The sequence below is a fragment of the Rubinisphaera margarita genome (assembly GCF_022267515.1).
GTDB classification, from domain to species: domain Bacteria; phylum Planctomycetota; class Planctomycetia; order Planctomycetales; family Planctomycetaceae; genus Rubinisphaera; species Rubinisphaera margarita.
The window spans coordinates 306,658-330,000 of the sequence record NZ_JAKFGB010000022.1; the positions used below are offsets into that span (position 1 = coordinate 306,658).

21 protein-coding genes are annotated in these 23,343 nt (G+C 58.9%); 11 read left to right on the top strand and 10 right to left on the bottom strand.

The window, feature by feature from the left end:
- Position 1: 1 nt before the first annotated feature.
- Positions 2 to 730: a suppressor of fused domain protein gene (locus L1A08_RS22460; RefSeq protein ID WP_238758837.1), complete on the bottom strand. Its 729-nt coding sequence runs from the start codon at positions 728 to 730 to the stop codon at positions 2 to 4.
- A 175-nt stretch (positions 731 to 905) separates the two neighbouring features.
- On the opposite strand from L1A08_RS22460, the gene L1A08_RS22465 reads away from it, so the two are divergent.
- On the top strand, positions 906 to 2,432 hold the full coding sequence (locus L1A08_RS22465) for a sulfatase family protein (protein ID WP_238758838.1): 1,527 nt from the start codon (positions 906 to 908) through the stop codon (positions 2,430 to 2,432).
- Between the two features lie 140 nt (positions 2,433 to 2,572).
- Here L1A08_RS22465 and L1A08_RS22470 read toward each other — a convergent pair whose 3' ends face one another.
- The 5 genes from L1A08_RS22470 to L1A08_RS22490 all read right to left on the bottom strand — a co-directional run bounded on the left by L1A08_RS22470 (position 2,573) and on the right by L1A08_RS22490 (position 8,859).
- A complete protein-coding gene (locus tag L1A08_RS22470; RefSeq protein ID WP_238758839.1) occupies positions 2,573 to 3,607 on the bottom strand; it encodes a hypothetical protein in 1,035 nt (344 codons plus the stop codon).
- Positions 3,608 to 3,705: 98 nt separating this feature from the next.
- Positions 3,706 to 4,866 (bottom strand): THUMP domain-containing class I SAM-dependent RNA methyltransferase, encoded by a 1,161-nt coding sequence (locus L1A08_RS22475; RefSeq protein WP_238758840.1) that lies wholly within the window; start codon positions 4,864 to 4,866, stop codon positions 3,706 to 3,708.
- Positions 4,859 to 6,559, bottom strand: a complete 1,701-nt coding sequence (locus tag L1A08_RS22480) for an NCS2 family permease (protein WP_238758841.1) — start codon at positions 6,557 to 6,559, stop codon at positions 4,859 to 4,861. Before L1A08_RS22480 ends, L1A08_RS22475 begins: the two co-directional genes overlap by 8 nt.
- Before the next feature lie 244 nt (positions 6,560 to 6,803).
- Positions 6,804 to 7,898: a hypothetical protein gene (locus L1A08_RS22485; protein WP_238758842.1), complete on the bottom strand. Its 1,095-nt coding sequence runs from the start codon at positions 7,896 to 7,898 to the stop codon at positions 6,804 to 6,806.
- Positions 7,882 to 8,859 (bottom strand): hypothetical protein, encoded by a 978-nt coding sequence (locus L1A08_RS22490; protein WP_238758843.1) that lies wholly within the window; start codon positions 8,857 to 8,859, stop codon positions 7,882 to 7,884. Before L1A08_RS22490 ends, L1A08_RS22485 begins: the two co-directional genes overlap by 17 nt.
- Before the next feature lie 403 nt (positions 8,860 to 9,262).
- Here L1A08_RS22490 and L1A08_RS22495 point away from each other — a divergent pair, with 403 nt between their 5' ends.
- From L1A08_RS22495 to L1A08_RS22510, 4 genes are all read left to right on the top strand, one after another.
- The gene (locus L1A08_RS22495) at positions 9,263 to 10,486 is read left to right on the top strand and encodes a hypothetical protein (protein WP_238758844.1); all 1,224 of its coding nucleotides are present in this window, start codon (positions 9,263 to 9,265) and stop codon (positions 10,484 to 10,486) included.
- A 193-nt stretch (positions 10,487 to 10,679) separates the two neighbouring features.
- The gene (locus L1A08_RS22500; RefSeq protein WP_238758846.1) at positions 10,680 to 11,471 is read left to right on the top strand and encodes a hypothetical protein; all 792 of its coding nucleotides are present in this window, start codon (positions 10,680 to 10,682) and stop codon (positions 11,469 to 11,471) included.
- 188 nt (positions 11,472 to 11,659) lie between these two features.
- Positions 11,660 to 13,333: a DUF11 domain-containing protein gene (locus tag L1A08_RS22505; RefSeq protein WP_238758847.1), complete on the top strand. Its 1,674-nt coding sequence runs from the start codon at positions 11,660 to 11,662 to the stop codon at positions 13,331 to 13,333.
- Between the two features lie 165 nt (positions 13,334 to 13,498).
- Entirely contained in the window at positions 13,499 to 14,452 is a 954-nt protein-coding gene (locus tag L1A08_RS22510; RefSeq protein ID WP_238758848.1) for a glycosyltransferase family 2 protein, read from the top strand.
- Between the two features lie 212 nt (positions 14,453 to 14,664).
- On the opposite strand, the gene L1A08_RS22515 is transcribed toward L1A08_RS22510, so the two are convergent.
- Both L1A08_RS22515 and L1A08_RS22520 read right to left on the bottom strand, forming a co-directional pair.
- On the bottom strand, positions 14,665 to 15,075 hold the full coding sequence (locus L1A08_RS22515; RefSeq protein WP_238758849.1) for a carboxypeptidase-like regulatory domain-containing protein: 411 nt from the start codon (positions 15,073 to 15,075) through the stop codon (positions 14,665 to 14,667).
- Between the two features lie 82 nt (positions 15,076 to 15,157).
- Complete coding sequence (locus L1A08_RS22520; RefSeq protein ID WP_238758851.1) at positions 15,158 to 16,159, bottom strand: DUF1559 domain-containing protein; 1,002 nt, start codon at positions 16,157 to 16,159, stop codon at positions 15,158 to 15,160.
- A 326-nt stretch (positions 16,160 to 16,485) separates the two neighbouring features.
- Between L1A08_RS22520 and L1A08_RS22525 the strand changes: the two genes are divergently transcribed.
- On the top strand, positions 16,486 to 16,899 hold the full coding sequence (locus L1A08_RS22525; RefSeq protein ID WP_238758852.1) for an FHA domain-containing protein: 414 nt from the start codon (positions 16,486 to 16,488) through the stop codon (positions 16,897 to 16,899).
- Between the two features lie 16 nt (positions 16,900 to 16,915).
- Positions 16,916 to 17,149 carry a hypothetical protein gene (locus L1A08_RS22530; RefSeq protein WP_238758853.1) on the top strand — a complete coding sequence of 78 codons (234 nt, stop codon included), beginning with the start codon at positions 16,916 to 16,918 and terminating at the stop codon, positions 17,147 to 17,149.
- Positions 17,150 to 17,255: 106 nt separating this feature from the next.
- Here L1A08_RS22530 and L1A08_RS22535 read toward each other — a convergent pair whose 3' ends face one another.
- On the bottom strand, positions 17,256 to 18,860 hold the full coding sequence (locus L1A08_RS22535) for an ArnT family glycosyltransferase (protein ID WP_238758854.1): 1,605 nt from the start codon (positions 18,858 to 18,860) through the stop codon (positions 17,256 to 17,258).
- A 49-nt stretch (positions 18,861 to 18,909) separates the two neighbouring features.
- Positions 18,910 to 19,920 carry an NAD(P)/FAD-dependent oxidoreductase gene (locus L1A08_RS22540; protein ID WP_238758855.1) on the bottom strand — a complete coding sequence of 337 codons (1,011 nt, stop codon included), beginning with the start codon at positions 19,918 to 19,920 and terminating at the stop codon, positions 18,910 to 18,912.
- A gap of 316 nt (positions 19,921 to 20,236) precedes the next feature.
- Here L1A08_RS22540 and L1A08_RS22815 point away from each other — a divergent pair, with 316 nt between their 5' ends.
- The 4 genes from L1A08_RS22815 to L1A08_RS22560 all read left to right on the top strand — a co-directional run bounded on the left by L1A08_RS22815 (position 20,237) and on the right by L1A08_RS22560 (position 23,262).
- Positions 20,237 to 21,052 carry an OmpH family outer membrane protein gene (locus tag L1A08_RS22815; RefSeq protein ID WP_261363018.1) on the top strand — a complete coding sequence of 272 codons (816 nt, stop codon included), beginning with the start codon at positions 20,237 to 20,239 and terminating at the stop codon, positions 21,050 to 21,052.
- A gap of 233 nt (positions 21,053 to 21,285) precedes the next feature.
- Complete coding sequence (locus L1A08_RS22820) at positions 21,286 to 21,777, top strand: DUF2752 domain-containing protein (protein ID WP_261363031.1); 492 nt, start codon at positions 21,286 to 21,288, stop codon at positions 21,775 to 21,777.
- The gene (locus tag L1A08_RS22555) at positions 21,747 to 22,418 is read left to right on the top strand and encodes a hypothetical protein (protein ID WP_238758857.1); all 672 of its coding nucleotides are present in this window, start codon (positions 21,747 to 21,749) and stop codon (positions 22,416 to 22,418) included. The genes L1A08_RS22820 and L1A08_RS22555 overlap by 31 nt, the downstream gene beginning before the upstream one ends.
- A gap of 166 nt (positions 22,419 to 22,584) precedes the next feature.
- Positions 22,585 to 23,262, top strand: coding sequence for a hypothetical protein (locus tag L1A08_RS22560; protein WP_238758858.1), 678 nt, complete (start codon positions 22,585 to 22,587; stop codon positions 23,260 to 23,262).
- Positions 23,263 to 23,343: the final 81 nt, after the last annotated feature.

The window sequence follows — 23,343 nt, forward strand, 5'->3', positions numbered from 1 at the left end:
CTCACCCCAATCCGAACCAGCGGCGTTTCTTCGCCACGTTCTTTCGTTTCGGATTCAGCACCGTGGCGGCCTGATTCTTCTCCAGCAGATCTTCGAGCGGCTCGGCTCCTTTCTGGAGCTTCAGGTCCATCTCTTCCCGATAGAGCGGCACGAGGTTAAAGAAGGAAATCGAGGTCTCATCGTCGGCTGTCATCTGGAAGAAGTCGGTGTCTTTCCAGTACGGCGGCGAGAGCATGACGCCGATGAAGTTCGTGTCGGCGATCGGTTCGGCCGGGTCGCCGTTGGGAATCGTATGCCCCCAGCCGATCCAGGTGTTGTACTGGTGCGGCATGCGGCCGATCATCTTCAGCCAGCGAAGAGGCCAGTAGTGATTTTCGTTGTCCCAGTCGGACTGTTTCATCGGCCACTTCGCCGGCAGGTTAATCATCAGCTCGACATGGCTCATCGATTCGAGACCAGCCGGAACGTTCATCGGCTTGTCGCTCACGCCGCTCGTCACCAGCGTATGAAAGGGGCGATCGTCCGTCGGCGGAAATTGCAGGACATCCAGATGAACGAGATCGGAGACGATCTCGTGGTAGACCATTTCGCACGCTCCGAGATGTTTCTCCAAATGAGCGGTGATGGCTTCCAGATGAACGCCCACGTTGTCGGGCGGATGGATGCCCGGTTCTGCAGCCTGGTGACGGTAGATTGGACTGCCGGATTCCGAACGTTCCTCATCGATCATGGGGCTTCTCCCTCTGGACAGTGTCTGAACAAATGGAGTGTAACCCGCCTCGATACAGGAGGAAACATATGTCAGATCGCTTTCGCGATCAGAGCGCGTTATCGTGATTCGTCGATGCTGTTCAACAACCGATAACTTCTCGCCCCCATCGTGAGGCATTCCGGAGATCGACTCGATGCGACTGATGTTCGCGATCCTTTGCATGCACATGATCGTCCCCCTTCTGGAGGCGGCTGCCCCTCGTGACGCCGCGGCTCCTCCGAACGTCGTCATCTTCATCACCGACGATGAAAGCTGGCTGGAGCGGAGCGCGTATGGCTGGTCGACGCTGCCGACGCCGGCGTTTGATCGCGTGGCCCGCGAAGGTGTGCTGTTCACGCACGGTTACACGTCGGCTCCGAGTTGTGCTCCGTCGCGGGCGTCGCTGCTGACGGGCCGGAACTTCTGGGAGCTCGAACAGGGGGCGTTCATCCAGGCGTGGCTCCCGAAGAAGTTCCCCGTCCTCCCGGATCTGTTGAAGGAGGCGGGGTATCACGTCGGGCACACCGGCAAGGGCTGGGGCCCGGGCGTTTTCCCGACCGAGGGACACGGCAAAGATTCCGCAGGGACGCACTACAATCGGATCCGGTTCGCTCATCCGGAAGCGGGAACGAGTGGAATCGACTACGCCGCGAACTTCGTGAAGTTCCTCAATCAACGTCCGGTCGACGCCCCGTTCTTCTTCTGGGTCGGCGTTGTTGAACCGCACGGTCCATGGGCCGAGAACAACTGGCAGAAACTGTTGAAGACCGGCTTCCCAACCGAAGAGGTCCCCGTTCCCGGATTCCTGCCGAATACCCCAGGCATCCGTCGCGAGCGGGCGAACATTCTTTATGAAATCCATTATGCCGATCTGCGGCTGGCTGAGATTCTCCAGGTTCTCGAAGAACAGGGCGAACTCGACAACACGCTGCTCATCGTCACCTCCGACAACGGCACGGCGATTCCGCGTTCGAAGGCGTCGCCGTACGACTGGGGCGTGCACGAGCCGCTGGCGATCATGTGGCCGAAAAGTGTCCCCTCCGGCCGCGTGGTCGAGGACTTCGTCAACTTCCCCGATCTGGCTCCCACGATTCTCGAAAGCGCGGGAGTGGACATCCCCGAAGGCATGTCAGGCCGCAGCATTCTGGACCTGCTCAAGTCTGACAAAGAGGGCTGGGTCGAAGAGGATCGCGACTTCGTCGTGACGGGCCTCGAATGGCATGGCGAGTTCGACCCGATCAACCTGAGTCATCGGACGATTCGCGACAAACGCTACGCCTACATCCGCAACTTCCACGAAAACCCGGGCCAGGATCAGGATGCGACTCTGTTTCTGCCGGACGCCCAGTTCGATGAAACCGCGAAGACGGCTCCGTTGAGTCAACTCTTGTTGAAACATCCGAACGCCCCCCAACTCGCCACCTACAAGGCGGCTCTTCTCGGCCCGCGTCAGCTGGAAGAACTTTACGACCTCGAAGCCGATCCGTGGCAACTGACCAACCAGATCGACAATCCGGAGTTCGCCGAGATCCGCGATCGCCTCAAAGCGAAGATGCACGAGTATCAGCTGCAGACGGACGATCCGCGAGCGACGGGCGAAATGGAACTCTTCGAAGAAACCCGGGAGTTCGTGCAGGACCGCAAACGCAAAGGCTACAGCCGCACGAAATCGGTGAAGTAAGAGAGCAACGGACAGAACGGTGGGTAGCCCCGGTTGCTCCGCTACCGGGGCCGACGAAGTCGGCAGGAGGTTGCACGTTCCCGCGAGGTCGCACAACAGCCGGAGCCTGTCATCCAACCGTCGGGAGCCTGCCCCCGGCCTCAGATATCGAACTCGGACAAGAGCGCAAGGAACTCGGCATCCGTCATGGGAGCGACGATCCTCAAGGTGATGGCATCGTCTGCGTAGTCAACAGGAGCGCCCATCCCTCCCATGAACCCTGCCCCTCCGTACTCTCGGCGTTCGTAAAGAATCATCCGGGAGTCAAAGGGATTCATGTGAGAGTTTTCCGACTCATAGCGAGCCGCGAGATCATCCCGCCCACTGGTTTTGACAAGGGCTGTCGCCAGGATCCGCTTGTTAAAGAGACTGGAATTCCAACAGCCAAACATGTGACGAAACGGAAGTTCATTCTGTGTCAGCGACGACTCGCGTTGGCGCGTCGCCGTTTGCACGACTTCCCTCACAATCTCATGGGCCTGTTCGTTTTCCAGGTGAGATAACACGAGCAGACACGAAAAGATCTTCAATCGAAGACCATCGACAGATGGATTCCGAAGGGGATCGCCCCGGTCGCCGAATCGCTCTCCAAACAAACCCGGAGCAGAGATCGAGTCCGGAGGCTCGACCGTGCGATCGGCGAAAGAAGCGTACGCCTCGTGATAGGCCGGCAAGTCGTCAACGATCGCATCGCGCAGGAGCTTTGCAGTTCGCTGTGGATGAGTGCGTGCCTCGTGCAGGACTTTCAGGAATCGACGGTTACTCAGAATTTGAACAACCGCTCGCGTATGGTGGCGAGGATCGATCCCTTCGAAGTCGGTATGTGAGATCCCATTTTCGAGGGCGAATTTCCCCTTCGACAGCATGTAGTCGCTTCTGAGATAAGGATCGAGGGACACGAGCAGGGCGATCGACTCTTCGTGGCTCTCACCTCGCAACTGGTCGATCAATTCGATCCGCTGCTGGCGACGGTCATCACGGTATTTTTTGAGCCGGGCCTGCTGTTCCTGTTCTTCAGTCTGCGCCGACTGCTGGGGAGTTTCGACTGGCTCTTTGGCTTGAGGCTGGTCGTTCGTGCGGAACAGATACAGGAGGGAGAACAGGATCGCCAGAGCAAACGAAATGCGAGCCACCATAACCGAGCGTTCTCCGGGATCGGGTCTGTTATTAAGACAGAGCGAGTTCTACCCGACACGCCGGACTGGGTCTATGCGGTCTTCGGACGGAAGCAGCCCTACTCGGTTTCTTCCCGTTGCGGCTTGCGCATCGAGGGTGGTTTGTCGCCGAGGTATTGGTAGTAGGTGCACTCCAGGGGGCCGTTGAAGAGCTTGCGGCGGCGAGTGGCTCGCTGGCCGTAGAAGCGTTCAAAGTCGCGGGCGCCAACGAAGATGAAGAACGACCAGGTGCTCCAGGAATCGGTCACATCGGACAGGGTTTGCCAGACGGTGCGGGCTTCTTCGACGTCGTCGAGTCGCTGGCCGTACGGGGGGTTGGTGATCAGGACGCCATACTTGCGACTCGTCGTCAGGTCCTTGAGTTCCTGTTCCTGAAAGTGAATATCGTCAGCAACTCCGGCCATCCGGGCATTGTCGCGAGCGGTCTTCAGAATGCGGAAGTCTCGGTCGTGGGCGAGGATCGGGGCCATTTCGGAACGATCAATCAGGTCATGAGCCTCTTCGCGAGCCTTCGTCCAGATCTGACCCGGGAGATTGTTCCACTTCTCGCCGGCGAAGTTTCGGTTGAGGCCGGGGGCAATCTTCCGGCCGATCATGGCGGCTTCAATCGGAATGGTGCCACTGCCGCACATCGGATCGAGCAGAGCCCGGTCGCGTCTCCAGACACTGAGCTGAATCAGCGCGGCTGCCAGCGTTTCCCGCAGCGGAGCTTCCCCGGCCAGCTGGCGGTAACCACGACGATGGAGTCCTCCTCCACTGGTGTTGAGCCAGATCGTGCACTCATTGCTGCGGATCTCGAAATGGACGGGGACTTCGAATCCGGTTTCCGGTAAATCGCTGCCGTAGACTTCCTGCAACCGACTGGCGATCGCTTTCTTAGTCATGCCCTGGAGCGTCGGAACGCCGTGCAGTTTCGATTTCTGCGAGGCTCCTGTCACCGGAAACTGGGCATCGCGGGGGACATACTCCTCCCACGGAAGATCGCGAATGTTGTCGAAGAACTCGTCGAAATCGTTGGCCGGGAACCGGCCGATTTCGAGCAGCACACGGTTGGCTGTCCGCAGGAACAGATTGCAGCGGGCAATCGCTTCGGCGGGAGCTTCGAAGCTGACACGCCCGTCAACCTTCTGTTGCTCCCGGTAGCCAAGATCGGACAATTCCCGCCCGACCACCGCTTCGAGACCATAAACGCAAGTGATCGTCAGCCGCACGTTATTCATGAATATTATCAGTCGGAGGCGCGTCTTCGGACGCTGTGGAATGGGAAGAATCGACGCCGTCGTCGCGGCGATGCCAGACGGCGGCCAGCAAACAAACCAGCGCGATCGCAGCATAACCAATCGCAATCCCGGTCGCCGGGAAGGATCGCGCCGATTCGGGCGGAACCTGGGAAATCAGCCAGTAATCGAGGACATTTCCCTGCAATTGATACGCATGCATCAATCCGAGGAGCGTCAGAACAGCCGCCACCGCTGCCCAGAGACTGCTGGCGAAATATCGCCGATCGATCAGATTGGCCGCGACGGCCGAAAGAATCATACACGTAAAAATGTAACCGCGCTCGAGTGTGAGCAGACCTTCAATGAGGAACCCGTTGACCTCGGCAGCGGCGTTTCCGTCGAGGACCGCCTGAATGGTCGTCCCACCCGAAACCAGAAACGCACCGGACATCACCGTGGCTCCCCAGGCGGCGATGGCGGGAAACAATCCCATGGCGACAGCGGGGGCATGCTCGTTCGGCGTCGCCTGAAAGGCCTGAGCGGTAATGATAATTCCGATCCAGAGAACAATCGCCACGCCGGCTTCAATCGGCACAACAGCCGAAGCCAGTCCGATCAGTCCGCTGAAGCAGAGAACTGTGATCACGATTCCGTTCAGCGTCGAATAGCCGGCCCGGGCTCCGAGCTCCTTCCAGCCGGGATGTCCGATATAAATCGTCGTCGGGAAGCAACTGCCGAACAGAGCCGCGACAATGGTGCCGATGCCGTTGATCGCCATGGAAGAACCGGTGTGGAACGAATCCCCACCCGCTTCCGCCGATTCGATGTTCTGCATGCTGCCGATGATGTTGAAGAGTCCCATCGGAATGATCACCGACAGGTAACCGAGCCAGTTCGACCAGTCTTTCAGCGTCTCGACGATCTCGCCTCCCACGAATACCGGAAGGTAGAGCCCCACCCGTTCGAACTGTTCCGAGACCGCGGCCGTCGACATGACATTGCTCGCCAGCCATTGCGGAGCCTGCGGAAAGTATCCGGCTCCAAGGGTCAGCAGCCAGGCGGTTGCGGTTCCGATCAGCACGGCGACCAGCCCGCCGGGAAGTCCAAGTGGAAACCGGGCCCGGGCAAACAGCGCGAGGAGTAGAACACCGAGAGGCGGCATCGCGATCAGGGGCTTAAAGAAAATCTGCAGCGTAAATGTCATCGCAATGAAGCCAATTGCGATCCCGGCCAGCGTCGAGAGCAGAGCCGCCCTGGGTGTGTAGCGGCGAATGGCTCCGGCGAAGATCGCCCCGATCAGTTCAATCACGCCGCTGCCGAGACAGGCGATCAGTCCCATTCTCCAGGCCGCGACCGGATCCTGCGTTTCCAGATAAACCGGCAACATCACAAAGAAGACATACACCAGCAGCGAAGGGGTGTTAATGCCGTACGGCAGAGCGGTGATATCGTCGCGGCCGGTGCGGCGGGCCAGTCGATGCGCCTGCCACGCGTAAAAAATGTTGCCAATGAGGATGCTGGCCGCTGCCCCCGGGAAGATGTACTGGAACAGCAGATTCGAGTGCTCTCCGCTCATCCCGCACAGGCCGGCGCAGAGCCCGAGAATCAGCAGCAGCTGAACAATGTTGTCGATGAACAGGCCGAAGAAGCCATCAATATCGCGTTTGACAAACAACGGGTAGCGTGAAGACATAAGCCGCAGTCCCGGCAGCAATGGTGAGAAGAAGAGCGCAGTGGAGTCGTGAACCTGTCGGGCAGGCTCCCACCTGCCATCATCCGCGCAGGGGGGCGATCAGCCCCGGAGCTGGTCGTTCACTTCACCAGCGTGCGAAGTTTATTTCGCAGCGGCAGGCAGGAGCCTGCTCTCCTGTCGACGGTCACACCGACATTCGGCAACAGACCCTGAGACGACTTGCCCAGAGTAACCCCGGCCGGGATCAGTTTCCATGGACTTTGCGGTTGAAGATGGCCGGATCGAAGGGATCAACCGCCTGCTCGTTGCGAGCTTCCTGCAGCCGATCGCTCTCAATTTTATCGAGAATCTCATAGCCGGCCGGCATGACACCTGAACCGCCGGCTTCCTTCTCGGAACTGGCCTTCGGCTCGGTGGCTCGAACCACACGCTGTTGCTTTTCGAGTTCCTTCGCGACCCGATATGTCCAGAGTTCAAGCGTCTGCTTCTGGGCAGCGACCCTGGTGCCCGTCAACGCTTTCTTCCCGCGCCCGCCATGTTCCTCGTCCAGAATGGTCAACAGCGGACTCTTTCCTGGATCGAGCGGATCGATCTGCTGGAGGACCGAATTCAGATTCTCGTGGCTGTACCGCCGGGTATTGCCCCGAATGTTCCACAGTTGCGTCAGTCGGAAATCATTCGCAGCCGATGATCCATGACACGACGTATTGCTGCAGCCGTTGAGCAGAATCGGTTCGATCGTGAGCACATACTGACGGGCCAGCTCGGCATCGATCCCGCCAATCGGCTGGGCCGGATTGAATTCTTTCTCGATGAGCAGCTTGTCGAACGTCGACTTGGCTTCCTTACCGTCGTAGTCCGGCTTCGCGCTGGCCTTTTGAGCATCGAACTGACGGAGCAGTTTCCGGGCTCCGACATGATAGGACTGCAGGGCGAGCGCCGACTGCAGTTCCATTTCGGCTTCCGCAAACAGTTTGTTGACCAGACACCAGCGAGCAAGTTCGGTGTGCAGATCGGCGGTCGGACGGGTCATCCCGTCCCGCTGTTTGCGGTATGCCTCCTTGAGTGTGCGGGCATGGCAGGTGACGTGCGTGAACGGAATCGTGCTGCGTCCACTCGAGGTGACGAGCAGATACCCGCGATCAAGAATGCTGATCTGCCCGGTAAGCACCCGGCCATCGGTGAGGACAAGATGTCCCTCGGCCAGGAACGTCTCTTCCTCAAGATTCATATTCAGCGGCGGCTGAGCCGTGGTGACACAGATCGATACGCCCAGCAACAGCATCGTCGCAACGGACAGAGCAGCGATCGGCAGGGACTTCTTATTTGACGGTCTCATCGTCTTCACCTTTCCTGGCGGCGACTTCGAGGCGGGTCAGGTACTCGTGAGTGATGTCGTTGGGAACTTCATCTTCGGGCGGCCGGTAACTGAAGATGCCGGGATCGACGTGCGTGAGTCGCTTCACTTCGGTCAATTCCATCGCCAGCTGTGCGTAGTAGCCACTCTTGTCGGGATGCTTCTTCAGGCAGAAGTATCGCAGCGGGAACAGGTCGCCTTCGCGGATGAACAATCGCACCTTGTCCGGCCGGGTCGTGAAGTAGACGTCGGCTGCGAAATCGCTTTCGAATTCTTCACCGAGATCCGACTTCCACTCCCCTTCCAGCACGATGCACGCCTCCTGATTGAGAGCGACCCGTTTGGTGAGACGGAAGTCCATCAGCGATTCGAGTGTCGAGAGCAGACCGGGCAGGCCGCCCTGCATCTCGCGGGCCACATTCGGTTCCTGGGGCGTGATCTCAGCATCGCGGGCGAAGTCGGCCAGCCGCTGCAGGTCGACACGTTCAATCTGCAGCTTCCGGTCTTCCCGCGCACGGGGGGAAACGATGTCCCGCACCATCCAGATCACCTGACCATTAGAGACCTGCAGCATTCGGCCTTTGGTCTCTCCGATTTCCATTTCGAGATGCAGACGACAGCGGGCCTCCACGGCCTGCCAGTACTTTCCGGTACCTCGAAACGTCTCGTCGGGAGTTTGAATTATTTGCAAAACACTGGCCGAGATCGGACTCGTGTTATGGGTGAGGAGCAGCCGTGCCTGGCGGAGCAGCGAGTTGCCTTCGCGAATCTCCAGAGCAAGTTCGTCTGGATCGACTGCTTTCTCGGCCGGGTTTCCCTGCCAGGCCTGAGCGAACTGCTGCATGAGCCTCTGCGGTTCGGTGATGGCCGGGGACTGCTCGATCCGCTGATGAAGCCAGAAAAATGCGGCTCCCACGCAGATTGCGGCGGCTCCAACAGCCAATGTTAATCTGCGCAATATTTTCATGTTCGCCTGAAAATAACGGATTTTCCAAAGAATCGGGGCCGAAACGACCGACAAACAAGTTACGTGTTGCTGATTTTCCGTTCTGCGAAGACGAACAGTTCAAAGGTTCGTGATCACAGGCCCGAAGGGGCGGGGAGAAAGCGACGCGGAGTTTAAGACAGATACGAAATTCAAGTCGATGGCAATCTTCACGGGTGCATCAGGTCGCATTCGGTCTGTATCCGCTGCCGTGGCAAGAATTACTGAAAAGCCAACACAACCAGGTGTATTGTCAGGTCTGGCCACCGATCGGTTGGCAACAGGGATGTTGATTACCGACCGGAACGGAAATCTGGCGTCAGTCGTTCCCCTCCGGCCAACAACGAAAAAAGGACGAAAGATGAAGTACTATTTCCTGGCCTTAGGCACACTGGTCGTCGTGTGTGTCGGCTGCGCCGTGGATGGCCAGCAGGTGATCGACAAAGGCGAATATCACGCCCCCCCGGCGTCGATGATGACACGACCGGGCCCCATGGTGGACCTGCCGTACCCGGCAATCATGCCACCGCTGGCACCAAGTCCTGCGGAGATGATTCCGCGGACTTCGCAGGTTCGATTCGTCGGACCGCAGGGCATGATGGTCGGCTGGCAGATTCCGACCGGATTCGCCGAGAACCAGATGATGGCTCCGGGGCGGTACAACTTCCGCCAGGGTGCCACTTATCGCCTGAAGGCGACGAACGTCCCCGGTCGTGAAGGTCTGGTCCTGTACCCGACTCTGCAGGTTTATCCTGCTCACCCGACCACGGACGCTTACCTGACTCACAATAGCATTCCACTGCAGATTACCGACGAAGACCTCGACCAGATCGAGACCAACAACTTCGTCACCAAGGTCATCTACCTGCCGGAACCGAAGTTCCAGGAACTGGCCATCGCCGGTGTTGAGACCCTGGTTTCAACCCGCCTCGATCCGGGTGTCGATCCGGTCAGCGAAGCCGATCGCCGCGGAACCATTATGGCTGTGATGCGGATTGGTAACATGGACCTGGAAATGCCGGGTCAGGTCGACGAGATGATTCACGCTGTCGGCTACGTCAAGCCGGTCAACGGTGAAGCAGGTCAGTATGTCGAACCGATGCCGATCGGTCCTGCCGGTGTCGACTCCGCTGTGCCGAACGGCATGGTTATGGGTGGTCCTTCTTATCCAGGCATGCCGCCTTACAATCCAGTCGCCGGCGTCGGTGGAGTCCCCGCCTGGGGCAGCCCGCAGTCGGGTACTCCGATTGGCCTGGTCGGCCCGCCGCACCTGCCTTACGGTGGTCCTGCCGGTCTGAAGTCTCACACGATCTACAACAACACCAAGGTGGATGTCGGTCAGCCTGTTGACCACATGCGAGTCAGCGTCCGCCACGAGCCGGGTATCCGGATGCCGCATCCTGTGAAGGATATCGAGTACGTCGAAAAGCATCCGGTTCACGGACCGAACGACCTCTCGATCCCCGCCTGGTACGGCGGCGGAGCTCCCGGCGGACCGGGTGGACCAGGCGGAATGCCGGGTGGTGCCTACTGCCCACCGGGTTATCCACAAGGCCCTCCGCAGGGTTACCCCGCGGGTCAGTAATGTAAAAATGTCCGTTTCGCCGCCCGGTTTTACCGGGTGGCGAATCGCTATTTTCAGACCTTGACAGATCTTCTAAGTTACGCCTCCAAGACCGGCCACCCCATCCCTTCCTTCGCCGGTCCATCCTGTCACGGTTCCAACGAATTCTCCCGCATCATCCGATGCTTCGTCCCTTCCTGTGTGAATCCCTGCCATGAAATCGATCGTTCTCCCATTCCTGTCGGGATGTGGTTGTCTGCTCGCCGTTTGTGGAACAAGCGTCGCACAGCCGCAACTGCCGGAATCTCAGTATTACCAGCCGCTGAATCAGATGACGCCTCCGGGTGTCGCCGGTTTATGGGCCGGAGCTCTCGGCCGGGCCGACATGCACTACTTTCAGCCGGTCCAGGTGCGTCTGCCGAAAGGCGGCCAGGTGACGTTCTATCACCCCGAAACCCGCCAGCCGCTCACGGTGCCGTCTCCCGCTCAAGCCGGCTTCTTCGTCGGCCCCGTTTATCGATTCAAAATTTCGAACCTGCCCGACTTCCCGGGTGTGGAACTCTTCCCGACGATTGAACTCGTCGATCGGCTGCATCCGCCGCCCCATTTGCGGCAAAAGTATCCGATCCCGCTCGACCTGACTCAGGAAGACATCGAACTGGCCGTCCGCGATCAGCTCGTGACCAAGATCCTCTACATCGAACAACCCGATCTCGCTCTGCCTGAACCAGAAGGCGCACTGATTCGCGAAGAGAATATTCCGCAGAATCGCAATCTGATGAGTGAAGCCGACATGCGGGGCCGCCCGGTGATGATTCTCCGCATCGGCGGACGGATCCCGAGTCCACAGGAACTGGCCGATCCCCGGATCACGCCGCCAGCTCCAGTCGAGCAGCCCTTCGCCGTCACCGAACAACCCAAATGGGAACCAGCCAACCAGGGCTTCGCACCACCCGTCGAACAACCCGACGCCTTCTCCACCCCGGTGATTGAAGAAGACAACTAGTCGTTCTGGATGCGGAGGCGGTCAACCAGCGACATCGTCTTCAAATCAAGAACTCCTCGCACGGTGAAACGGGCCCTCCCGTCGGCTGCCCCACCCGGGCGGAAGAATCACTGATCGAGCCAGCGCCACACATCCTACCTCCGCAATCATCTCAGGATCGCATATCCCCTCCAGCACAGGGTATTCCCATGGTGAAGTTGAACCTTTCTCCTCAAACCCGGACCAGTCTCTTCCGCGTGGGTGTCGGACTCCTGCTGTGCGCTAACTACTCCTGCAGCAGCGGGGGCAAGAAAATGGTCAGCCAGGATCCGTTCCAGCACGAGATCCCCAAGTCGAAGCTGGCCGATCTTGAGAAGACGCAGGGCAACCACGAATTCCTGGCCTCGGCGGGAATTCCCTTCGACAAGGTTCCCGGCCAAACGCCTCCGCCGGCTCACCAGACAGCCTACAATCCTGTGATGCCCCAGCCGACGTCTGCCCAGGCCGCCGCGCAGTATCCCGGACAACTCGACACCGACGGCAAGATTCGCGTGAAGAGTGAATGGCCGGCACTGCCGGAGAAAACGATTGGCTACGCGGAGCCGGAATCTCCGACGAAGATGGCGGAAATGCCTGCTCTTCCCCCGGGTGGATACGAAAAGCCCCTCGGCGAAGGCGAAGCCTGGTATCACTCCATCGCGAAGAATGAAACCACCTCGAAACCAGCTTCGATGCCCGGATCAGAATCCGGTATCGTGCAGACGTCGTATCAGCAGAAGAAGCCAGAGACGGCTCCGGCGAAACCGGCAGCCGCTGATCCCGAATTCACTCCGGCCGAACCGCGTGTTCCTCTGAACGGAAAAGCGGCCGACATGCCGGCCTTTCGCGGCGGTCCCGCAGGCAATGCCTGCCCGCCCGGTGCTCCCTGCGCGCCTCCCTTTCCGGGAAGTGCGATGATCGATGGCAGCCCCGAAGCTTATCCCGATGAATACATCTGCGACGGAGGCGATCGCCGCCTTCCGGTGCACTATGCTCCGGGCGAGCGACATGGCCTCGACACCCAGGACACCATCGCGGAGTACCAGGACGATACCGGGGAACAACATCTGAAACCGACCAACGAAGTCTGCGTTTACGCTCCCCGATTCGGAGCCGTAAAAACTGTCGCTGGCGTTTCGATGGAACAAAGCGTCGACCGAGCTCTGGGTGCCTACGACTCCGTCAACGGGCTGGCGGTTAACACGCGGATGAAACCCGGCACCGAACAGCAGACCGAACAGGTTAACGCCGCTCGCGTGCGGTCCCGCGCCAGTGGTCTTGAAACCGAAGACACCACGCTTGGCGTGAATCAGGCCACCAAGACGGCTGATCACACCAAACTTGAAAACACAAATACTGACTACGCCTTCGCCGGGCAGATCGCCATGGAGAAGGTCGAATCTCCGGTCGCCTTCGATGGACGCGCCGCCGCCGTCGCCTGGACGCGCGAGCAGAGCCCGGTCATCGTCGCCGCCGACGTAGGTGGCTCTGAACTCTACAGCTGGTTTCGCTCCGAAGAACTCGTCGGTGTTGAAGACCGCAAGAAAGTCGGCGATCTGTACATCGACAAGCTGGCTGACAAAGCCGATGCCGAACCGGGTGATGTGATTACCTTCACCATCCGCTACCGAAATATCGGCGATCGTTCGCTGTTCAACGTGCAGATCATCGACAATCTCACGCCGCGACTCGAGTTCATCGAAGGTTCGGCAACGTCCGACCGCGATGGACGTCTGGTTGTCGAAGACAATGCCGAAGGCAGCCTGATCCTGAAATGGGAGATTTCCGAAGAAATCCAGGGCAAAACCGGCGGCATGGTCACGTTCAAAGCCCGTGTCCGCTAAACTCATCAGCTTGAATGGGCGTAAGCGAAGTGTCACAGGAGCACCGTAGGGCCGGTTTCGAACCGGCCGTTTCACGACATTTCCGCTGAAACCCCCGCCGGCTGAAAACCGGCCCTGCCCCGCCACTCAGCCGCAGATGCGTCCTATCTCCCCCGGAGCTGATTTGTGCTGTCGATTATCGTTCCCGTCTTCAATGAAGAAGAATCTCTGGCCGAACTTCGCCGCCAGATCGAGACCTCGTGCAGCAAGAATCAGATCGACTACGAAATCATTTTCGTCGACGACGGCTCCAGCGATCAGTCCTGGGCGATCATCGCCGGGCTCGCTCGAGATGATGAACGCATTTCCGGGATTCGCTTTCGTCGCAACTTCGGCAAAGCGGCCGCTCTGACGGCTGGCATGGATGCGGCTCGCGGCGAGTGGATCATGATGATGGACGCCGACCTGCAGGACGATCCGGAAGAGATCCCGCAGTTCCTCGCTAAGTCCGCAGAGGGCTACCAGGTCGTGAACGGCTGGAAACAGCGACGGCTCGACCCCTGGCACAAAGTCTACCCGAGTCGAGTCTTCAACTGGATGATCGGCCGTCTGACCGGACTCAAGCTCCACGACCACAACTGTGGACTGAAGCTGTTCCATTCCGATGTCGCCCGCGAGATTCACATCTACGGCGAACTGCATCGGTTTATTCCGGTCCTCGCCGCCGCCCGGGGATTCCGCGTGACGGAGATTCCGGTTAACCATCGCCCCCGCGAGTTCGGATACTCCAAGTACGGCATCATCCGTTTTCTTCGCGGCTTCCTCGATCTGCTGACCGTCGTCTTTCTGATCGCCTACGGTCAACGGCCGCAGCACATGCTGGGCGCGATCGGACTGTTCTTCTTTGCCGTGGGCATCGCCGGCTTCTCGTATCTGAGCCTGCTCTGGATCGGCATGAATGTCTTCCATCTGCTGCCGGAACAGCCGATCGGAACTCGCCCGCTGTTAGCGTACTCCACGGCTGCGACGATCCTCGGCGCACAGGCGATGTCACTCGGACTGCTCGCCGAACTGATCGTCGCAAACACGGTGCAGAACAGGGCCACGTTCAGCATCCGTGAAACCGTGAAGCACGAGTAAGCTCGCACCGGTGACCAGCAGGCGTGGCCCCGAAAGAAAGCTAGGGCCACCGCCCCGAATAGGGCACGCGGTAGATGCGTTCTCCTGCGGCTGCGCCGCCCTGATAGCACAGCTATCAGGGCCACCCCTTAGGGTTGTCGACTGCATAGACAACTGAGAGTGGCAACGACTGTTTCCTGACAAGGAACCAACTGGCGTCGCCCGTTTGTTGCTTACTTCGAGGTCAGCTCAAAGTTGATCGGGTTCTCGCCCGGTTCGACCTTCTTCGAGAGGGCCATCTGGCCGTGGTATCGTTCCGGGATAATCTCCGGGCTCTCAGAAATGATATTCCCGTCGGCATCGGCGACCTCCCCGCCCGTTCGAATTCGAACCGTGTGCGGACCAACGGAAGCTCCTTTATGCCCCTGCTGATAGGTCAGTTCGTACTGGCCGCTCTCATCGGTCCGACCGAACGAACGCAGGCCGGGATCCATGGGAGTGAAAATAATCGAAGCATTCGGCACCGGCTTGCCGTCCAGTGTCACCGTGCCTTTGACCAGTCCAAGTTCAGGCAGCGGCGGTGCATCGGAACCGCAACCGGCCAGGCTTACAAACAGGGCAATCAATCCGAAGGAGCGCTTCATGGGATGCCAGTCCTTTCCATAATGAGAAGCAAAGAAAGAAGGGATGCCCCGCTGCTGCGGAACATCCCACTTCACTCTGGATCTAGAACTCACCGATCGTGTTGTTGTCCTGCATCTGAAGCAGATTCAGGTACGTGTTCTGATCGAGATTCTCGCTGAGAAACCGAACCGAGCCATCGGCCAGCACAAACTGGGCTCCGCCGTCGTGCGAAGAGGAGAACCCGCGAGCCGAGAGACTGTGAACGAAGCCCACATCGACACTCGGCGGGCCATTGATGGACGTCGCGCCCGAACCGAATACGTCACGAATTCCGAAACTGCTGTTCTCCCGCGTGCCCCGCGTACAGAAGAGACAGGCGGCATCGGAATTGAGTGTGCCGTTAATCTGCTGACCGGCCGAGGCATCGAAGCCGCGAACACCGTTGCGGAGCCGGTCGGCTCGTTCTCCAATGGCGAGCGTTGAACTCGTTCCGTCGGTGATATCGCGGAACCGGGTTCGGCTGTTCATGCCGAACAGCCCCGTATTCGCCCGCCGCGTATTCTGATGATGATTCACGGCGACATAGTTGGAGAGCGCGGGATTCGGCGACATGTTATTGCCGGCGTCATCCCGGAACGAAGCGCGGCAGAGACCGCCGTTGGGATCCGAAGGACACAGATAGGTGTTAACCGGCTGAGTCATCAAATCGTATCGCGCAGGGTCTCCCATCGATTCGGCACATGTGCTCGGCCCGATATTCAGGGCATCGTAAAGCCCCGGCTGTTCCATGTACGGGAGAATGAATGCGCCCCAGGCCCAGTTTCCCTGCCGGGCAGCATCGTCGCCCGTGCCGTCGTTGCCCGACGTGCTGCCGTACTCATGAACAAAACCCGGGGGAAATGCACTGTGAGTATCGTGGTAATTGTGGATCGCGAGGCCAATCTGCTTGAGGTTGTTCTTGCAGCTCGATCGTCGGGCCGCCTCCCGCGCCTGCTGCACGGCTGGCAGCAGCAGAGCAACAAGAATGGCGATGATCGCGATCACCACCAGCAATTCAATAAGAGTAAACGCCGAACGTTTCGAAGGGTTGCTGTACCGGGACATGAAAGACTCCTTTGAGTAAGAGAAGAAAATCACTCTGACAACATTCCAGAAACTGCGTGACGTGCAGCCCGAAAGATCGCCCACAAAAGCAGCGACACATAGACAGCGAGCGATATGTTATCCGGCTGATCTGTCACTCACATTCCGCTATCGCGGCAATGTCTTACGATCTTTTGTCCAGATCCGAACACGCGTCGCCGCTGAACACACTTTTCGAAGACCGACGACGCTCGCCGGTTGCCATCGTGGTCCCATTTCGCGGAATCGCTCTCCCGAGCCGAGAAAGTCACCGCAGTCCCCTTGACACCGACCGATAATTACTGAGAATGAGTCTCAGTCTCAATTCGCCAGCCGTCGCCAGCGAACGAATCGCCTGTTACGCGGCCGAGCCGCTGGAAACGAGTTTACGAATGAAGACAGCAACCAGGCCCCCCGCTCGAATCACTTCGGTTTCCCTGACCATCCTGACGGGAACGCTCCGCGGCCAGACAATCACGGCAACGGGCCCGCGTTTTCTCATCGGATCGGGTTTGCAATGTCAGCTCCAGATCACGAGCCCCGGCATCGCTACCGTCCATGCGGCTCTGCTGCTCGACGGTTACACCGTTCGAGTCCGGGATATGGGCTGCCTGGGAGGAACAAAAGTGAATGGCGAGATGATCGCCAATGATCGCTGGCTGGAGCCGGACGATCACGTTGAGCTCGGCCACACGCTGATCAAAATCGGCTACGCCAAATAACGCAGGAGACTGAACGATGACGATCTGGCAGATTCTGATTCTGCATCTCGAAATTTTTGTGGCCGCCACCCTTCTTCTGGGCGGAATGATCGTCACCCGCAATGCCATCGTGAAATTCGCGATCCCGACGGCTCAACAAACGCTGAAGCACCGAGCGATGCCCCGGTCTCGAACGTCTTTACGATCTCCTTTAACGGAACATTCCCGGCGGCTCGCCCGCTTTGGAGACCTTTCCGAGAATGCCGCCTGACTGCTCATTCGATGCCCGAGCAGGAAACGCCACGACACTCCCAGGTCGTGGCGTTCGGCGTTTAGAGCGCTTTGCTCGACTGAGCCCGAAGAAGCAGGAAAATACTCTATCGGGCCGGCTTCAGCTGATAGAGCGCGTATTCATCAAGGGATTCACCCACTTCAGGCTCGACGTTATTTAATTGGACGAGGCGACTGGGACGAACCTTCGCAGCGTGGACCGGTTCGAACCAGGAGCCGAGAGCTTCCCACTGCTCCGTGAACAGTTGGGACTCCTCCGCGTGCGGACCGACAACCAGATACGTGGGGGCATTGCTCAGTCGAGTTTCCGGCTTCGCGAAGTCGAGATGCCCGATCGGCCCGGCCAGTCGGTCAAACAACGAAATGTGGTAGAAGATCGCCGGCTCGCCGTAGACATAGAAGATGACTTCATTCTCCGGCAATCCGGCGTCCCGGGCTCGCGAAGCGGTGATCGCCACGAAATCTTCCGCGACAATCTGCAATTCTTTTCGCCGCTCCCAGGCGGGCGATTTCAGAACCGGCCCCGCAAACGCCACGACACCCAGAACGAGCAGAGCGATTGACGCGGCGCGAGCCGGGAGTGCCTTCCCGTAATGCTCCACGCGAATCTGCAGCCAGGCAGACACCGCACCAAGCACCAGCAACACCCCCACCCACCACGGAACCACGAGCCGGGGGTAGGGATGATAGAGTGGAATCGCGACCGAAAGCCCGATCACCCAGCTGGCCGCCATCCAGGCGCCACTTCGGGACCAGCGAAACTGCAGGGAATCGAGATGCAGCATCAGCCGACTGCCGATGAGAACACCCACTCCGACGACGCCAACCAGCGTCGTCCAGCCGCTCAGCTGCCACTGATTGGAAATCTGCCGGGCCAAAGCAGGTCCCCATTCCGCCAGACCGCCGAAATATTGCCGATGGTTCGCGGCCACCGCTGCATAACCACCAAACTCGTCGAGCGAGAACACATAGGGCAGCCACACCGCCGCGGCGACGCCTCCAATCAAGGCATAATGAGCGATCAGCCATGTCCATTGCGCGAGGGAAAACCGGCCGAAAACCGCCCACGCAAGACTGCCCGAGTAGATGATCGCCAGCGACAGCCAACCGTTGTACTTCGTCAGCCAGGCCAGCCCGGCCATCAGGCCACTGAGCATCGCCAGACTGATCGAACGTTTCGAGAAAACGGGCGGGCTTTTCAGTTCCAGAAAGGTGCAATGCGCCAACGAAACTGACAGCAACATGCAGAAACAGAGCATCGCCTCGGTAAGAGCCGTGCGAGAATACAGGATATGAACGTCGTTCGCGGCCAGCAGCATGGCAGCGGCAAGTCCGCCTGTCGGCCCGGCCAACTTTCGTCCCATCCACCAGATCAACGGGATCGTGCAGACACCCGCCCCCAGCGATGGCAGGGCAGGAACCCAGCTCGCCGTACCGAAGATCAGGAGCGACCATTCGATCAGCGTCGGCAAGAGCGGCGGCGCATAAAGATGTCGGTCCGGATAGCGGTAACCTTCCTCAGCCGTGAACCAGAGGTTCGAGGCGTACACTCCTTCATCGAAATGTTCGACCGCAATCGCCGACAGATCCCATAACCGCAGAACGGCTCCGAGCAGCGTGATCCCCACGACGAACAGCAGTTCGCGTCGCGAGATGGGATGAACAGCGAGAACAGGACAGGCCGCAGACAAGGAAACTTCCTGACTTCAATCGACAGTTGCGTATGTGCGGTAGGCCAAACTACGAGAGAATCGCTCGAGCAGCGGCCCGGCCACTCAGGAAGGCTCCTTCCACTCGGGCATCATGGCACCAGTCGCCGCAGATCGTCAACTTCAACTGCTCGTCGTTCAAAGCCCCGCGAGAGAACGGATTCTCCGGAATCGCGTACAGCCAGCGATGAGCCGCCTCATAGATCGTGCCGGGGACATCTTTCCCCACCGCTTCCGCAAAGGCATGCAGCATCGTCGGAATGATCTGGTCGGGTGTTTCGTCGATGTGTTCCCGCGACCATTCCGGTGTGGCATGCAGAATCCAGCGTTCTGTTCCACTGTTTCGTCCGGGCCGGGAACTGTCGCGGGCCATCCAGCGGATCAGGCTGTCCTGAACAAACACGCCGTTCAGATCGAGATCGACCTGGGACTGAAACGCCACCATCACTCCGATACAGGGTGCCATCGTGGCTTCACGAACAATATCCTGTAGAGAAGTCTGCTTCGGCAGCAAATCGGCTGCCTGAGCCGGCGGAATCGCGATCACGACATGATCGAACCCCTCTGCCCTGGTTTCCGCCCCGCCCGTTCCGACGGCCAGATCTTCAACCTGAACCGACCACTTTCCGTTCTGCCGGTCGAGTTGAGTCACTCTGCTGCTGCATTTTACGACGAGTCCGTCCGCAAGCGCCCGGCAGATCGCGTTCATCCCCGGGGTGCCGACGTATCGGGGATCTTTCGTTGGGGCCGGTCCTATTTCTCCCCGAGTCAACGTCCCGAACGGCCCTTCCCAAATGGCAACGACACCTCGCGCGATCCAGTCGTCGACCTGCTGGCGGAATTCAGCATCGCGAGCCGTAAAGTATTGAGCCCCATGATCAAACTGCAATTCCGGCTCGATTACACGTCGCGTCGACATTCGGCCCGAGACACCCCGTCCCTTATCGAAAATCTGAACCTCATGCCCGGCCTGCCGCAGATCCCGGGCACACACAAGACCCGAAAGGCCCGCTCCGACAACCGCCACTCTCAGTGAACTCATTCCGCCACCTTTCTCCTGCCGCCGCACGGATCGCACTAATGATTTCTGAGACATATTCTAGAGCGAAGCCCCCTTCCACAGGGCCTCGCGGGAACGAATTTCCCCGCGAAACGCCCCGTTTTCCGCGAATGGTGTGGTGAAGCCTTTCAATAAAAGGGCCCCCGGCCGCCGGGAGCAATCCGCCCCTCCGCTGCTTTCTTTGGTGTAAATCAGGTGAATCGGGCACTACACTCCAACAAATCGAGTCGAATCGGCGTAAAGTCGGTCGTGTACACAACCTCTGCTCATCGCAATACTGCCTCTTGAAAGGCTTACCATGCTGCGGCTCTTAGTCGTCCTTTCTCTGCTTGCCCCGCTGTCTCTTCTGGTCGGCTGTGGCGGCTCCTCCAACAACAGCACCGTCGCGATCGTCAATCTGGATACCGTCCTCAAGCTCACGGGAGCCGACCTGGAAATCGCAACCGCGATTCAGGAACGAGAGAAACAGATCATGGCCGGCCTGACGAAGTTCCAGCAGGACCTGGAGAAGCAGTACGAAGAAAAACAGCAGGAAATCGGCGAGTCGCCCACCGACGAACAGAAACGCGAACTGCAGGCTCTGCTTAATCGCCTGAATTCGCAGAATCAGCAGGCCCGGCAACAGGCCAGCCAGAACATCAGCACGTTCCAGCAGGATCTTTACGAACGATTCCAGGAACAGGCCGGACCGGTTTCTCTCGAAGTCGCCAAAGAACAGGGCTACTCCATCGTGATCGGCCAGAACCCCAGCATCCTTGCTTTCGACACGTCGGTCGACATCACCGATCTGGTCGTTGAACGCATGAAGGCAATGAAGACCGAAGGCGGATCTGCTGCTCCGGGCGGGGAAGCTCCCGCAACGCCGGGTCTGCCACCGAACGGCGGCGACGCGACTCCGATTGCTCCACCAGGCGCCCCGGTGACGCCTCCAGCGACGCCCATTACCCCACCGGCCTCATTGACACCATCGACTCCCGCAGCGACTTCCACGCCAGCGACAACTTCGGCTCCGGCACCGGAAACAACATCGGCCCCGCCGAAAACCTCCACTGAGACCGCGCTGCCAGCCGGAACGAGTGATTCAACCCCTGATCCTGTCGGCACGAACGAGTAAACGACAATCGGGCGGAATTGAAAAAAGGCGGATCTTCAGGGAGATCCGCCTTTTTCGTGCGCCGGCTGAATTCTGCGAACAGACCTTTCACTACCGCGAAACCACTCGATAATGAGCGCTGGTCGCCTCAGACCTCCCCTGTTCGACTGAAAGTGCCGTTTTCTCCAGCCGAATTTGTAAGATCGACACGGATTCCCCCAGGAATTCACCGACCGGAACCCATTTTGACTCCGATGCCTGCTCCCGATATAACCCCGGTCCCCAAAGATTCTTCGCAGACGTCTCCCCGACGTTCTCACGAATCCACTCCCCTGTCTCCCTTCCTCCGAATCCTCCTGGCCCTCCTTGGTTGCGGCCTGATTGCCGGTTTCATTCTGGCAGCCTGGCTTGAACCTTCCCCTGCGGGCTACGGGACCCACCAACAGTTGGGATTACCTCCGTGTTCGATCCAATTCCTGTTCGGAATCCCCTGCCCGAGTTGCGGGATGACGACCAGCTTCAGCTGGTTTGTCCGGGGACATCTCATCGAATCGATTCAAACCAACGTAGCGGCCACCTTTCTGGCGATGACCTGCGTGGTGCTGATTCCGGGATTCTTCCTGAGCAGTGCCGGGGTGATTCGACCGAACCGTCGCGCGTTGGAAAAGCAGACGATCGTGTTTCTGTCGATCTTCATCCTGCTCGCCGTGGTCCAGTGGAGCGTCCGCTTCGCCGGTATATCCTGATACTGCTCCTGGCCGTCGGTTTCGCCGGCACACTTTCCGGTTGCTCGCTGGCGGTCATGGCCGGCAAAGCACTGATCGGCGACCCGAAAGTCCCCTCGATGTTTCGTCAGCGGACCGGCGTCAATCTGGTCAAAGACGAAAAAGAGGTACTCGTCGTCTGCACCACGCCGGAGTTTATCCGTAGTGAATTCTCAGCCGTGGACCGCGATATCATCGATGGCGTCTACCGCAAGTTTCGTCTGCACGAGATCGATTGCGTCTCTCCCAACGAGGTCGATGGCTGGCTGAGCCGCGTCGGTGGCGTCTGGGATGATCCGAGCGAAATCGCCGAAGAATTCGACACCGATTACATCATCCATTTCGAGATCGACAACATCTCCTATCGCGAAGAGAACAGCCCCAACCTGTACCGCGGCAACGCCCACGGACACGTCAGCGTTTACGAGTGCCGCAAGACCGGCAACGGACGCGGGGCCTTCCTGATCTTCCAGCACGAATACACCTCAACCTACCCCCACCACTACCCCGTTTCGTCTGACAACATGTCGGAACGGACCTTCGGCGAGAAATTCAACAGCCGCATGGCCGACGAACTCGCCCGCCTGTTCTACGACTACCGTCCCACCGAAGACGTCAACTAACCGAACCTTCACTGGCCTGACGGCCAGCCGAAGGGTGCCACTGGCTCTGCCAGTGGGAAGCGGAATTTAGTGACGAATCGAAGCAGCACTGGCCGAGCCAGTGCCCCCCAAACATATCCCCGCATTCTCCCGCCCGTTGTTATCCCATCCTTCAGGATTTTCTTCCATGCGTGACTCCAGTCGTTCGACCTTGATCCGCAAAGCCGTCATGTCTGTCTTCCTGATCGGAGCCATTTCACTGACGGGCTGCAACTACGCCATTCTGCTGGGATATCTGATCGGGGGACCGCCGAGCATTGAGCCCGATTTCGACGTGCAGACCAACAAATCGATGACCGACAAGGACGTCTCCGTCTGCGTGGTCGCCTTCGCTCCGACCGATCTGAAGTGGGACTTCCCCAAAATCGACCACGAACTGGCCCGGTACGTCGCCTTTCGCCTCGTCGAGCACAACATCAAGGTGGTGAACCCCGATCAGGTCAAAGCCTGGCTGGACGCGAATCCCGACTGGGACAAGGCCGAAGAAATCGGCAAAGCCTTCGAATGCACCTACGTCGTCTACATCGACATGAACGACTTCCATCTCTACGAAGAGAACAGCACGACGCTGTACCGTGGACGCTCGGAAAGCTACATCAGCGTCTACGAGATGGACGAGGACGGCTACGGCGAAAAGATCTACAGCAAGGAAGTCACCTCGAAGTATCCCCTCCGAGCCCCACGCTCCACTTCCGAGCTCTCCCTCGACACATTCAAGCGGGAATACCTGTCTCGTCTGAGCAAGGAAATCGGCTGGCTCTTCTTCGAAAGCTACAACGGGGACAACATCCCTGACGCCGTTTAACACAGCGTTTCCCGAGGCCATCCTCAACCAGTTCTCTCAAGAACGCCGGTGAAATAATCACCGGCGTTCTTTCTTTTTTCA